Origin of the sequence: Kribbella aluminosa (genome assembly GCF_017876295.1) — a bacterium.
Taxonomy (GTDB): Bacteria; Actinomycetota; Actinomycetes; order Propionibacteriales; family Kribbellaceae; genus Kribbella; species Kribbella aluminosa.
The window spans coordinates 2,665,455-2,679,397 of the sequence record NZ_JAGINT010000001.1; the positions used below are offsets into that span (position 1 = coordinate 2,665,455).

Genomic DNA, 13,943 nt, shown 5'->3' on the forward strand with positions numbered 1-13,943 from the left:
CTTTGAGAACCCACCGACCGTTTCGGTACGCCGAGAACGGTTGGTGGGTTCTCAAAGTTGTACCGACGGGGGTCACGGTACGGTTTCGGCGGGGTGGTGTGGGGTGCTTGAGGTTGACGGGGGGTGCGTGGCGTTTTAGGGTCGGGCTTGTAAACGATTACAAGAACGATTACAGGAGCTTTTCGTGAGTCGTCCGACGATCGCTGGGGTGGCCCGGGTGGCCGGGGTCTCGGTGGCGTCGGTGTCGCGCGTGCTGAACGGGCTGCCGGCCACCGAGGAGATGGCCGAGCGGGTGCAGCGGGCTGTTGCCGAGCTTGGGTACGTGCCGGACGCGCGGGCGCGGTCGCTGAAGGTCGGGCGGACGTTCCAGCTGACGCTGGCGGTCGCGGACGTCGGCAACCCGGTGTACGTGACGATGATGCGCGCGGTCGAGGAGGTCGTGTCCGCCGCCGGGTACCGGCTGGTGGTGACGACGACCGGGCCGGAGGTGGTGGACGAGGTCGCGCTGGTGCAGGGGATGGCGCGCGGGTACGCCGATGGTCTGCTGATCAGCCCGATCCGCGTCGACGAGGACCTGGTGAAGGCGATCCGCGAGTGTGAGGTGCCGGTGGTCGTCGCCGGTAGTGTGCCGTCGAAGGCTGGCGTCGACACGGTCCGCGCCAACTCCCCGAAGGGCATGCTCCTCGCCGTCGACCACCTGGTGTCCCGCGGCCGTCAGCGGATCGCCTTCATCAACGGCCCCGCCGACACAGTCCCCGGCACCGCCCGCGCGAAGGGCTTCGCTGAAGCCCTCAGATCCCACAATCTCGACCCGATCGCAGTTGGTGAGGCAACGGACTTCACCTTTGCTGCCGGCCGCGCAGCCGCTCCCGCCCTGTTGTCCACTGGTGGGTTTGATGCGGTGATCTGTGCGAACGATCTGTTGGCCGTCGGGTTGATGCATGAGTTGGCTGCGGCGGGGCTTGAGGTGCCCGCGGATGTTGCGGTGGTGGGGATGGACGACAGCGAGCTGGCCGAGCAGAGTTTTCCGCCGTTGACGAGTGTGAATCTCGGGTCCGCGGAGCGGGGGCGGCGGGCGGCTGAGTTGCTGTTGGCAAGGATCGACGACAACGATCGGACGCCGCGCCGGATCATCGTACAGCCGTCGTTGAGCGTCCGGAGGTCCACCCCGTGACGGCTACGCTGACCGCGCCGGCGCCGCTGAAGAAGAAGCCTGGAAAGCCCAAGCAGAACCGCGAAGCGATCCTGCTGTTCCTGCCCGCGTTGCTGCCGGTGCTGATCCTGAGTGTCTACCCGCTGATCCGCGGTATCGCGCTCGGCTTCACCGATGCCCGCGCCGGCCTGCACGTGCAGACGAACTTCGTCGGCTTCGAGAACTTCAGCAAGCTCCTGCACAACAACCTGTTCTGGGACTCGTTCCGGATCGGCGTGATCTGGACGTTGTCGGTCACGATCCTCCAGTTCGTCGCCGCGCTCGGCCTCGCGCTGCTGCTGAACACGGACCTCAAGTTCCGCGGCGTCGCCCGTACCCTCGCGCTGATCCCGTGGGCCATGCCTCCCGTCGTGGTCGCGATCATGTGGCGCCTGCTGCTGCACCCGACGAACGGCCCGGTCAACGAGATCCTGCAGAAGCTGCACCTCACCGACCACCCGATCAACTTCCTCGGCGACTTCAGTACGGCGCTGCCGGCGGTGATCGTGGTCGGGATCTGGGTCGGCATGCCGATGACCACGGTCACCTTGCTCGCCGGCCTGCAGAGCATCGACCGCACCCTGTACGAAGCCGCCGCGGTCGACGGCGCCGGCGCGTGGAGCCAGTTCTGGAACATCACGCTCCCGCAGCTCCGGACCGTGATCGTCGCGATCACCAGCCTGGACATGATCTGGAACTTCAACTCGTTCGGCCTGGTCTACGTGCTGACCGCCGGCGGCCCGGGCGGGAAGACGATGCTGCCGATGCTGTTCGCGTACAACGAGGCGTTCCGCTACGGCAACTTCGGGATGGCCGCCGCCATGGGCGACGTGATGGTGGTCATCATCATCGTGTTCCTGTTCTTCTACCTGCGGAACCGCCTGCGGAGTGAGGCATGAGGACCAAACCCGCTACCCGCTTCCTGCAGTACGTCGCGGTCATCTGCTATCTGGTGTTCCTCGGCTTCCCCCTGCTCTGGCTGATCTCCAGCTCGCTGAAGTCGCCGCAGGAGTTCGCGAGCATCACCCCGTCGATCCTGCCGAAGCACTTCGACCTGTCGAACTACAGCGACGCGCTGAACGAGCAGGGCCTGGTCCGCGGTCTCGGCAACAGCCTGCAGATCTCGATCTACAGCACGATCCTGGTGCTGATCGTCGCGCTCCCGGTCTCGTACGCGCTGGCCCGTTTCCGCAGCCGGCTGCGGCCGCTGACGAACGGCTGGATCCTGGTCAGCCAGGTGTTCCCGGTGATCCTGATCGTGATCCCGCTGTTCATGATCCTGCGTCCGCTGCACCTGACGAACACGATCCCCGGCGTGGTGATCGTCTACACGGTCTGGTCGCTCCCGTTCGCGCTGTGGATGCTGCAGGGGTACGTCGCCGCCGTACCGCGGGAGCTGGAGGAGGCCGCGTCGGTCGACGGCGCGGGCCGGATCCGGACCATCGTGTCGATCGTGATGCCGCTGCTCCGGCCGGGGCTGATCGCGACCGCGATGTTCACGTTCATCTCGGCGTGGAACGAGTTCTTCTTCGCGCTGGTGCTGCTGCAGGACCCGCAGCTCAAGACACTTCCGCTGGTACTCGCCCGTTTCGTCGGTGCCGAGGGCCAGGTGCAGTTCGGTCCGCTCGCCGCCGCCTCCGTGCTGGCCACCGTACCCAGTCTCGTGTTCTTCGCCTTCTTGCAGCGGAGGTTGACCTCCGGCCTGCTCAGCGGCGCAGTCAAAGGTTAGGAGAAGTAATGAAGAAGGTCATGACCGCGTTGCTCGCTGCGGGTGCGCTGGTGACGCTCGCCGCGTGCGGGGGCAACAGCAGCAACAACAGCTCGAGCAGTTCGACCGAGAAGGTGACGCTCAAGTTCCAGAGCCTCGCCTTCCAGAAGACCACGGTCGCGGCGACGAAGAAGATTGTCGACGATTGGAATGCGAACAATCCGAACATCCAGGTCGAGTACGTCCAGGGCAGCTGGGACTCCGTGCACGACCAGCTGGTGACGCAGTTCCAGGGCGGCACCGCGCCGGACATCATCCACGACGAGTCCGCCGACATCACCGGGTTCGTCAACCAGGGCTACCTCGCGGACATCTCGCAATACCTGAGCAAGGAGACGAAGGACGCCGTCTCGCAGGGCGTCTGGGACACCGTCTCCAAGGACGGCAAGGTGTACGCCGCCCCGACCCTGATGCAGTCGTACGTCGTCCTCGCGAACTCGAACCTGCTCAAGCAGGCCGGGATCACCGCGACCGGTGACTCGCTGACCTGGGACGCCCTGGCCGCGGACGCGAAGAAGCTGACGGCGGGCGGCAAGTACGGTCTCGGCTGGGGTCTGAAGAGCCCGACCGCGACGATGCTGAACCTCGGCCTGAACTTCGACGCGAAGTACTTCGACGGCAGCGGTACGGCCGCGAAGGCGACGATCGGCGACGCCGAGCTCGAGGTACCGAAGCGGATCCACGCGATGGCCTACGACGACAAGTCGATCGACCCGACCTCGCTGACCCAGAGCGGCTCCGACGTGCTGCCCGGGTTCTACGCCGGCAAGTACGGCATGATTGTCGCCGGCAACTATGTCGCGCAGCAGATCGCCGAGGAGGCGCCGAAGGGCTTCCAGTGGGAGGTGCTGCCGCCGCTGAAGGGCACCAGCACCAAGCAGGCCGCGAACCCGCAGACCCTGTCGGTGCCGGCCGAAGGCAAACACATCGAGCAGTCGGGGAAGTTCATCGACTACTTCATGAAGGCCGAGAACCTGGCCGCGGTCGGTCAGGGCGACTGGCTGATCCCGACCACCCAGGCGGCCCGGGACGCGATCCAGAAGGCAACCGGCGGCAAGAACGGCTGGACGCAGACGCTTGCCTCCGGCACCGAACTCACCAAGGCGCCGTTCCAGAGCGTGGAGAACTACCCGAAGTGGAAGGACCAGATCGCGACGCCGGCGTTCCAGGAGTTCCTGGCGAACAAGACCGACCTCGCGGCACTGGGCAAGAAGCTGAGCGACGGATGGGGTCAGGTCAACAACTGATGCCGGAAAAGGCCAGCACCGCGATGGAAGAGAAAGCAACGGGGGTCCTCGCCGGGGCCGCGGTCGGTGATGCGATCGGTGGTGCCGTCGAGGGCTGGACTCCGGAGGCGATCCGGGAGCGGCACGGCGGCTGGGTGACCGGCATCGTCGGCCCGTGGTACGAGGACTGGCGGACCGCGCGTCCGATCGCGCCGTACCACAAGGGTGATGGGCACATCACCGACGACACGTTGATGACGCACGCACTGGTCGAGGTGTACGACGAACGCCGCGCCCACCTGGACGCGTACGCGGTCGCCGAGTCGCTGGTGCCGAAGATGCTGAACGGGACCCGCTGGGTCCCCGAGCTCGAGGCGGACGCGCTCCTGCTGCAGCGGGTGTTCCTGGCCGAGAAATGGCTGGTCGCCCGGCTGCACTACGGGCACGTCGACCCGCGCGAGGCCGGGGTCGGCAACATCGTGAACTGCGGCGCCGCGATGTACATGGCGCCGGTGGGGATCGCCAACGCGGGCGATCCCGAGGGCGCGTACGCCGAGGCGCTGGACGTCGCGGGTGCGCATCAGTCGAGCTACGGGCGGGAGGCGGCCGGCGTGTTCGCGGCCGCCGTCGCCGCCGCGATGGCGCCCGGGGCGACCCCGGCGTCCGCCGTCGGGACCGCGCTCGGGCTGGCCAAGGACGGCACTCGGAGGGCCGTCGAGGCGGTCGCCGAAGCAGCCCAGGGCATCACGGACTGGGAAGAGGCGATTCCGGTACTTCGGAAGGCGATCGAGCCGTACGACACCGTCGGGCCGAACTACCGCGAGCTGTCGATGGACGCCCGGCGGCCGAGCCGGACGAAGGCGATCGAGGAACTGCCGGTGGCGCTCGGGTTCGTGCTCGTCTCTGAAGGAGATGTACGGCGGGCCGTGCTGGGCGGGACGAACTACGGGCGTGACGCGGACTCGATCGCCTCGATGGCCGGCGCGATTACCGGGGCTCTCCAAGGCCGGAGCGGCGTCCCTCAGGACTGGGTGGCAGATATTGCCGAGGCGAGTAAGACGGATCTGCTCGGGCCCGGCCGGGTGATGGCGGCGGTCGCGCAGGACATTCGCGCGGCCGATGCGGAGCGGTGGGCGCGGCGGAACGACGTACTGGAGAAGTTGACGCGATGAGATTGACGTGGGTGCAGCCGGAGGATCTTCTGCCGCACCAGCTGGTTCAGGCGCGGTCCGAGGGGATCGACGTCACGGACGTGCAGGCGCGCTGGCTGGCGGCCGGAGGTACGACGGATGCGCCGGTCTCCGGCGCCTCCGACGAGCCGGCCGCACCCGCGCTGCGGGCGCTCGCCCGGGAGCTGCTGGAGGTGCTCGACGCCAGGACCGGGGACTGGCGTGAGCCCACCGTTCCGGAGTTGCGGAAGCTAGCTGAACCGGACGATCTCGAGGCCCGGACGCTGAACGCGTGGCTCGGCCGGTGCGCCGGGAACCTGCTCGGCAAGCCGGTCGAGAAGATCCCGCGCGCGGGGATCCGGGAGATCCTGGAGAGCTCCGGCCAGTGGCCGCTCACGCAGTACATCACCGCCGTCGGCGTACCGGACGAGATCCAGCAGCGCTGGCCGTGGAACCGGCGGTCGAAGCCGACCAGTCTGCGTGAGGTCATCGACGGGATGCCCGAGGACGACGACATCAACTTCGCGATCCTCGCGCTGCTGATGATGGAGCGCTTCGGGCCGGGGATGACCACCGAGGACGTGGCGCAGAGCTGGCTCGGCGAGCTGCCGGCCGGCCGGGTGTTCACTGCCGAGCGTGTTGCCTACCGCAACCTTCTCGAAGGCGTCGAGCCGGCTCGCGCGGCCGTGGTCGGGAACCCGTTCCGGGAGTGGATCGGCGCGCAGATCCGGACCGACGCGTACGGCTGGGCGCATCCCGGCGACCGGACGGCTGCGGCCCGGCTGGCGCTTGTCGACGCGCGGCTCAGCCACACCGGCGCCGGTGTCGACGGTGCGCTCTGGGTGGCCGCGATGTCGGCGGCGGGCCTGGTCCTGGACGACCCTGTCGAGGCCGCGACCGCCGGCCTGGAGGTGGTGAACGCTCAGGGCGCGATCGCCCGGGCGGTGCGTTTCGGGCTGACGCTCGCCGACGCCGGTCTGGACGAGGCGCTGGACGCGTTGCATGCGGAGTACGGCGACCTGCACTGGGTACACGCGGTGAACAACACGGCACTCACCGCCTACGCTCTGACGGCTCCGGATTTCGGGACCGCGATCGGTCGCGCCGTGATGGGTGGCTGGGACACCGACTCGGCCGGTGCCACCGTGGGCGCGGTGTTTGGCGCCACCCGCGGGGTTCCGGCAGAGTGGTCGCAACCACTGGACAACCGGGTGGCCACGAGCCTCCCGGGGATGAACCAGATCGCGATCGACGAGCTGGCGCGGCGGACTGTGGAGGTGGCCCGGGGTGGAGCCTGAGGTTGTAGTAGTAGGAAGCGCGAACGTGGACCTGGTGCTGCCGGTGCAGCGCATCCCGCGGCCGGGGGAGACGGTGCTGGCGGGACCGATGACCCGTGGCCCGGGCGGCAAGGGTGCGAACCAGGCCGTCGCTTCCGCACGCGCCGGCGCCCGTACGGCAATGGTGGTGGCGCTCGGCGACGACGAGGGCGGCGCGCTGCTCCGGGACGCGCTCGACGGCGTGGACCTGTCGCTGGCGACCACGAGCAAGGCCCCGACCGGTACGGCGATCATCACCGTCGAGGAGAGCGGCGAGAACTCGATCGTCGTCGCGCCCGGCGCGAACGGCGAGCTGACGTTGTCCGGCGCCGCGCTGGCCGCCATCGGACAGGCGAAGGTCGTGCTCTCCCAGCTGGAGATCCCGTTCGGCACGGTCCAGGCGGCGGCCGCGGCGGCGTCTGGATCTGGGGCGTACTTCATCCTGAACGCGGCCCCGGCCGCGGAGCTGTCCGACGAACTGCTCGCCGAGGTCGACCTGCTGGTGGTGAACGAGACCGAGGCCGAGGCGATCGCCGGGCCGGACCGGTCCGCGCTGCTGGGCAAGGTGCCGGCCGCGGTGGTCACGCTGGGCGGTGCGGGCGCCGTGATCCTGACCCGGGACGCCCCGGAGATCACGGTTCCCGGCGTACCCGTCGAGGTGGTCGACACGACCGCCGCGGGGGACACGTTCTGTGGGGTGCTGGCGGCGGCACTCGTTGCCGCGTCAGCTAACGACTCGGTCACGACAAGCGAACTGACGAACGCGGTCCGACGCGCTAACGTTGCTGCTTCATTAAGTGTTCAGGGCGCGGGGGCGATTCCCTCGGTGCCTCACGGGGATGCAATCGACGCGCGTTATGCGGAGGTATACCTGTGAACCCGCTCGAACCGCGGCCGATCGATCTACCGACCCTGGTGGACCCGACGGCCGACGTGTCCTTCCTGGACGACGCCAAGATCATCGGCGCCCCGGAGGACCCGGCCGACCTGCCGCGGTGGCGCGCCACGCTCGCCGAGTGGAAGGCCGGGGCTCTCGAGCGGACCCGGTACGACGGTTCGCACTACGTGGAGCCCGGTCGCGAGTGGACCCAGACGGCGTACTCGGTGGCGCTGGTCTGGCTCTGGGACGACCTGCTGTACGACGTGTCGACCGGGACGTTCACGCCGCGGAAGTTCGTCGAGCACGGGGTCGCGGAGTTCGGCGGGTACGACGCGATCGTGCTCTGGCACGCGTACCCGGTGATCGGCATCGACGACCGGAACCAGTTCGACTTCTACCGCGACGTCCCCGGGCTGCGGGAGTTGGTCGACGACCTGCACGGGTTCGGCCTGAAGGTGTTCTTCGACTACAACCCGTGGGACGTCGGCACCCGCCGGGCGGCCCGCTCGGACGCGGACGAGTTTGCCTCGCTGGTCAGCGACTACAACGTTGACGGTGTCTTCCTGGACACCCTGAAGGAGGGCGACCCGGCGTTCGCCCGGGCGATCCGGGCGGCGAACCCGGCGATCGCGCTGGAGGGCGAGTCACGGTTGCCGCTGGCAAGGATCGGGGACCACGCGCTGTCCTGGGCGCAGTGGTTCGCCGACACGCACGCCCCCGGCGTACTGCGGGCGCACCTGTTCGAGCGCCGGCACATGATGCACCACACCCGCCGCTGGAACCGCGACCACAGCGACGAGCTGCAGTCCGCCTGGGTGAACGGCGTCGGCATGCTGGTCTGGGAGTCGGTGTTCTCGGCCTGGGTCGGCTGGAACGCCCGGGACCGCGCGACGCTGCGCCGGATGGTCGCCGCGCAGCGCGCGTTCGCGCCGGTACTGATCGACGGCGACTGGATCCAGCTGACCCCGGAGATCCCGGACAAGGCCCGCGCGCACGGCGTCTACGGCTCCCGGTTCGACCTCGCCGACATCACGTTCTGGACGCTGGTCAACCGCGACGAGGAGGACTTCGAGGGCATCGTGCTGCGCTCGGAGGACCAGGTCGGGGACTGGTACGACGTGACGTCGGGCGTCCCGATCACCGCGGACGACGACGGCGTACACCTGGTCGTGCCGGGTCGTGGGGTGGCCGGGATCGTCCGGGTCGGCGCGACCGCCGGTGCGTCCTGCCGGGCGACCGCGCGCCGGCTCGGGACGTTGCCGCGGGCACACGTGTCCGAGTCCGCGTTCCCGATGCGCCCGGCGGCGTTGGTCGCCGTACCCCCGGTGTCCGGTGATGCCCGGATCGGCGCGACGGTTGCGGTGCCGGCCGGTTCTCGCACGTTGACGGTGACGCATCGGCGGCGCGAGACCGGGCTGTACGACACGGCGCCGTACGTCGAGGAGTGGAAGCCGCTGCCGCCCCGCCTGCACGATCTCCAGACGGTCACCCGCGAGGTCTCGCTGCCGGGGATCTCGGTCGCCGTGGCCGAGGTGACCAACGCGGAGTACTTCGCGTTCCTGGACGCGACCGGCTACCGGCCGGTGGTGGCGAACCGGTTCCTTCAGCACTGGGCCGACGGCGTGCCGGTGCCCGGGACCGAGGACCAGCCGGTGACGTACGTCGACCTGCCGGACGCGCGGGCGTACGCCGCCTGGCGTGGCGGCCGGCTGCCGACCGAGGACGAGTGGCAGGTCGCGGCTGGTCTTGAAGGGTTCGAAAGGCGTGAGCCGTTGGTGTGGAACCTGACCGAGAGCGAGTACCGCGACGGCCGCAGCCGGTTCTGCATCCTCAAGGGCGGTTCGCACTACCGCGCCGAGGGCTCCGACTGGTACGCCGACGGCGGGCCGCAGGAGCCGGAGGTCAGCTTCAAGCTGGTACTCACCGGCGGCGGCCTGGACCGCTCGGCGAACATCGGTTTCCGGTGCGCGGGATGAGACCTGCCGCCCTTGACGGTGTGAAGGTGCTGGAGGCGGCGACGCTGTTCGCGGGACCGCTGGCGGCGACCTTCCTCGGCGACTTCGGCGCCGACGTCACGAAGATCGAGCATCCGTCCCGCCCGGACGCCGCCCGTACCCACGGCGCGTCGAAGGACGGGGTCGGGCTGTGGTTCAAGACCCTCGGCCGGAACAAGCGGCTCGCGACGCTGGACCTGTCGCAGGGCCGGGACGTGTTCCTGTCGTTGGTTCGGCAGAATGACGTGCTGGTGGAGAACTTCCGGCCCGGGACGTTGGAGCGCTGGGGCCTCGGGCCGGACGTCCTGCTCGCGGCGAACCCGCGGTTGGTGATCGCCCGGGTGACCGCGTTCGGGCAGGTCGGGCCGTGGTCCCGGCGTCCCGGGTTCGGGTCGCTGGCCGAGGCGATGAGCGGGTTCGCAGCGGTCACCGGTGAGCCCGACGGGCCGCCGACGCTGCCGCCGTTCGGGCTCGCGGACGGCATCACCGCGCTCGCCACGGCGTACGCCGTCCTGGTCGCGCTCCGCGAGCGGGATCGCTCCGGGGCCGGGCAGGTGATCGACATGGCGATCATCGAGCCGATTCTGATGATGCTCGGCGGCGGCATCACGGCGTACCAGCAGACCGGGTACGTGCAGCCGCGGCTCGGGAACCGGTCGTCGAACAACGCCCCGCGGAACGTGTACCGGACTTTGGACGACCGGTGGGTCGCCGTGTCCACCAGTTCGCAGAGCATCGCCGAGCGGGTCGTGACGCTGGTCGGGCGCGCGGATCTGGTCGCCCAGCCGTGGTTCGCGACCGGCCGGGAGCGCGCGCAGCACGCCGACGAGCTGGACGAGGCGGTCGGGTCGTGGATCGCGGCGCGGCCGTTGGAGCTCGTGATGGCGGAGTTCGAGAAGGCCGAGGCCGCGGTCGGGCCGGTGCACGACATCCGCGGCATCGTCGGGGATCCGCAGTACGCCGCACTCGGGACGATCGTCAGCGTGGACGACGACGAGCTCGGCGGGCCGGTGGCGATGCAGAACGTGTTGTTCCGGCTGTCCGAGTCGCCGGGGGAGATCAAGTGGGCCGGGCGCCCGCACGGCGCGAACACCGACGAGGTGCTCGCCGGGATCGGCGTCACGCCCGACCAGCTCGCCGCGCTGCGGGCAGCAGGAGTTGTGTGAGGGGGAGTTCTAGGTGCTGACCGCACTGTACGTCCCGGCCAACCGGCCGGACCGGTTCGCGAAGGCTGTTGCCGCTGGACCCGATCTGGTGGTGTTCGACCTGGAGGACGCCGTACCCGTTGCCGGCAAGGCGGATGCGCGCGGGTGGGCGGTGGCCTGGATCGCGGCGAACGCGCAACGATCGGTGGAGATCCGGGTGAACGCGTTGCACTCGCCGTGGATCGCGGACGACCTGGCCGCGACCTCCGCCGTACCGTCGGTGCGGTTGCGGGTGCCGAAGGTGGAGAGCGCCGCGGACGTGTACGCCGTACTGGAAAAGGTGCCGTCGGCAAGGATCACGGCGCTGATCGAGTCCCCGCTGGGTGTCGAGCGGGCGTTCGAGATCGCCGCCGCCGATCCGCGCGTGGTGGCGGTCGCACTCGGCGAGGCGGACCTGTCCAGCGCGCTGGGAGTGGACGGGCCGGAAGGTCTCACCTGGGCGCGCGGCCGGTTGGTGTTGGCGTCGCGCGCGGCCGGCCTGGGCGCACCGATGATGTCGGTCTATCCGAACGTGCATGACCTGGACGGCCTCCGTCGTACGTCCGCGGAAGGCCGGGCGCTGGGCTTCGTCGGGCGTACGGCGATCCATCCCCGGCAGCTGTCGACGATCGTCGAGGCGTTCACCCCGACACCGGACCAGGTCGCCGCGGCGGTCGAACTTCTGGAAGCGGTCGAGAAGGCCGATGTCGCGAGCGGCGGCGTCCTCGTGCTGCCCGACGGCCGGATGGTCGACCCCGCGATGATCGGACGCGCCCGCGAGGTCGTCGCCCTGATCCGGGAGATCGAGTCCCGCTGACGTGCGGACCTGCACGCAGGCAAAAGTCGGTCATTAGCCGTGTTTGGAGCGGTTGATCGGTACTTGTGCTTGCCTGGCGGTCCGCCGGACGTCGGTTAAGGTCGTAGGCATGCTGCCGCGCAGTGTTGACGCCGTGGTGATCGGTTCGGGGCCGAACGGGCTGGTGAGCGCGATCACGCTTGCCGACGCGGGCTGGGACGTACTGGTCCTGGAGGCCGCCGCCACGTACGGCGGCGCCGTGCAGTCGACCGAGGACGGCGGCTGGATCAGCGATCGTTTCAGTTCGAACTACCCGCTCGGAGTGGCGTCGCCGGTGATCCGCGCGCTCGAGCTGGAGAAGTTCGGGCTCAAGTGGGCGCATGCGCCGCTGCCGTTGGTGCACCTGCTCGACGAGGACGGTGCCGCCGCGGCGATCCACCCCGACCCCGAGGACACGGCGAAGTCGCTCGGCGCGGAGCACCCCGGCGACGGCGATGCCTGGCTGCGGCTGTACCAGCAGTACGTCGCGCTCCGCGAGCCGCTGCTGAACGCGTTGCTCACCACCTGGCCGCCGGTCGGTCCGGGGCTGAAGCTGGCCCGGAAGCTCGGGTCGGCGGGGGAGCTGCTGCGGTTCGCGCGGTTCATGGCGATGCCGATGCACCGGATGGGGCAGGAGTTGTTCGCCGGCCGGCACGGTCCGGCGATCATCGCCGGGAACGCCCTGCACGCGGACGCGCCGTTGTCGGGCAGCGTCAGCGGCACGATGGGCTGGCTGCTCGCGATGCTGGCGCAGGACGTCGGGTACCCGGTCGCGACCGGCGGCTCGTCCGCCTTCTCGGGCGCGCTGGTACGACGGGCCGAGCGGGCCGGGGCTTTGCTGGTATCGGGCATGCCGGTCACCGGGGTGGACGTCGCCGGCGGCCGCGCCACCGCGGTCCGGACCTCGTCGGGGGAGACCGTCACCGTCGGGCGGGCCGTGATCGCGGACACCTCGGCACCGATGCTGTACGGCGAGTTGTTGCCGGAGGCACTCGTTCCGGGCGGGCTGCGGCGGGACCTGGACGAGCGGTTCGAGTGGGACTACCCGACCGTCAAGCTGAACTTCCGGCTGAGCGGGCCGATCCCGTGGAAGTCGGTCGAGGCACGCTCGGCGGGCGTCGTCCACCTCGGCGGTACGGCGGACGACCTGGTGCACCTGTCCGCGGACCTGGACACCGGGCGGGTGCCGTCGCAGCCGTTCCTGCTGATCGGGCAGACGACCAAGTCCGATGCGTCACGCTCGCCTGCGGGGACCGAGGCGGTCTGGGCGTACGCGCACCTGCCGCGTGGGATCGCGGACGACGCGTCGGCGGAGAAGCTGGCCGGCCGGATGGAGCGCGCGATCGAGCGGTTCGCGCCGGGCTTCGGCGATCTGGTCATCGCCCGCGACCTGCAGCGCCCGTCCGCGCTGGAGTCCGGGAACGCGGCGCTCGGGTTCGGCGCGCTCGGCGGCGGCACGATGCAGCTGCACCAGCAGTTGGTGTTCCGGCCGACGATCGGCCTCGGCAGCGCCCGTACCTTCGTCGACGGCCTGTACCTCGGCAGCTCGGCGATCCACCCCGGCGGCGGCGTCCACGGCGCCTGCGGCCACCTCGCCGCCCGTACCGCCCTCCGCGACGCGTCCGTCCTGGGCCCGCTCACCCGCCGTCTACCCGCCGCCGCATTGCGCCGCCTGCAACGCTGACCCCGCGGCTGTCAAACCCCGCGGCGGGGAGCTGAGAGCAGTGCGCGAGGCAGGTTAGAGTCATGGGGTGCGGTTGGATGAGGCGGCGTGCAGGGCCCGGGTGGCGGCCGCCCGGGTCGGGCGGTTGGCGACCGTCGGCGCGGACCTGCGACCGCACCTGGTGCCGGTGACGTACGCCGTCCACGGTGACGCGCTGTTCATCGCCGTCGACCAGAAGCCGAAGTCGACGACCGCACTCCAGCGGCTACAGAACATCGCCGCGCACGAGCAGGTCGCCGTACTGGTGGACGAGTACGACGAGGACTGGACACATCTTTGGTGGGTCCGCGTGGACGGGGCGGCGCAGGTGGTGCCGTCGGACGCGGCGGCGGTCGGGCTGCTGGTGGCGAAGTACCCGCAGTACGAGACCGACCCGCCGCAGGGTCCGGTGATCGTGATCCAGGCGGCCGCCTGGTCCGGCTGGTCGTTCAAGTGATCGGCAGCTCGACAGGACATGTCCGGCCGGGCCCGATGCGCCCACGCTCAGCTCGGCGTCCGACGGGGCGCAGTGGACGTATACGTCCTAATGAGAGTTATCGGGTCGCCGTCGGGCAGACTCGGTAGCTGGTAGGCCGCCGGTGGGTGAGCACTCTATACGTCCTGGACTTTGAGTCCTGTCGACAGAGCGTGCCCCTGCCGGTGACCGGGAGAGTTGA

Annotated in this window: 12 protein-coding genes; all 12 read left to right on the forward strand. The window is 69.8% G+C overall.

The window, feature by feature from the left end:
• Positions 1-184: 184 nt before the first annotated feature.
• The 12 genes from JOF29_RS13010 (at position 185) to JOF29_RS13065 (ending at position 13,723) form a co-directional block, all read left to right on the forward strand.
• Positions 185-1,174 (forward strand): LacI family DNA-binding transcriptional regulator, encoded by a 990-nt coding sequence (locus tag JOF29_RS13010; protein WP_209694452.1) that lies wholly within the window; start codon positions 185-187, stop codon positions 1,172-1,174.
• Positions 1,171-2,091: a carbohydrate ABC transporter permease gene (locus tag JOF29_RS13015; protein WP_209694453.1), complete on the forward strand. Its 921-nt coding sequence runs from the start codon at positions 1,171-1,173 to the stop codon at positions 2,089-2,091. The genes JOF29_RS13010 and JOF29_RS13015 overlap by 4 nt, the downstream gene beginning before the upstream one ends.
• Entirely contained in the window at positions 2,088-2,921 is an 834-nt protein-coding gene (locus tag JOF29_RS13020; protein WP_209694454.1) for a carbohydrate ABC transporter permease, read from the forward strand. Before JOF29_RS13015 ends, JOF29_RS13020 begins: the two co-directional genes overlap by 4 nt.
• 8 nt (positions 2,922-2,929) lie before the next feature.
• A complete protein-coding gene (locus JOF29_RS13025; protein WP_209694455.1) occupies positions 2,930-4,207 on the forward strand; it encodes an ABC transporter substrate-binding protein in 1,278 nt (425 codons plus the stop codon).
• Positions 4,207-5,358: an ADP-ribosylglycohydrolase family protein gene (locus tag JOF29_RS13030; RefSeq protein ID WP_209694456.1), complete on the forward strand. Its 1,152-nt coding sequence runs from the start codon at positions 4,207-4,209 to the stop codon at positions 5,356-5,358. Before JOF29_RS13025 ends, JOF29_RS13030 begins: the two co-directional genes overlap by 1 nt.
• Positions 5,355-6,653, forward strand: a complete 1,299-nt coding sequence (locus tag JOF29_RS13035; RefSeq protein ID WP_209694457.1) for an ADP-ribosylglycohydrolase family protein — start codon at positions 5,355-5,357, stop codon at positions 6,651-6,653. Before JOF29_RS13030 ends, JOF29_RS13035 begins: the two co-directional genes overlap by 4 nt.
• A complete protein-coding gene (locus JOF29_RS13040) occupies positions 6,643-7,548 on the forward strand; it encodes a ribokinase (RefSeq protein WP_209694458.1) in 906 nt (301 codons plus the stop codon). The genes JOF29_RS13035 and JOF29_RS13040 overlap by 11 nt, the downstream gene beginning before the upstream one ends.
• On the forward strand, positions 7,545-9,527 hold the full coding sequence (locus JOF29_RS13045; protein ID WP_209694459.1) for an SUMF1/EgtB/PvdO family nonheme iron enzyme: 1,983 nt from the start codon (positions 7,545-7,547) through the stop codon (positions 9,525-9,527). Before JOF29_RS13040 ends, JOF29_RS13045 begins: the two co-directional genes overlap by 4 nt.
• Positions 9,524-10,711, forward strand: a complete 1,188-nt coding sequence (locus JOF29_RS13050; protein ID WP_209694460.1) for a CaiB/BaiF CoA transferase family protein — start codon at positions 9,524-9,526, stop codon at positions 10,709-10,711. Before JOF29_RS13045 ends, JOF29_RS13050 begins: the two co-directional genes overlap by 4 nt.
• A gap of 13 nt (positions 10,712-10,724) precedes the next feature.
• The gene (locus JOF29_RS13055) at positions 10,725-11,546 is read left to right on the forward strand and encodes an HpcH/HpaI aldolase/citrate lyase family protein (RefSeq protein WP_209694461.1); all 822 of its coding nucleotides are present in this window, start codon (positions 10,725-10,727) and stop codon (positions 11,544-11,546) included.
• Positions 11,547-11,655: 109 nt separating this feature from the next.
• Positions 11,656-13,248, forward strand: coding sequence for a phytoene desaturase family protein (locus tag JOF29_RS13060; protein WP_209694462.1), 1,593 nt, complete (start codon positions 11,656-11,658; stop codon positions 13,246-13,248).
• A gap of 67 nt (positions 13,249-13,315) precedes the next feature.
• Positions 13,316-13,723, forward strand: a complete 408-nt coding sequence (locus JOF29_RS13065; RefSeq protein WP_209694463.1) for a TIGR03668 family PPOX class F420-dependent oxidoreductase — start codon at positions 13,316-13,318, stop codon at positions 13,721-13,723.
• Positions 13,724-13,943 lie beyond the last annotated feature (220 nt).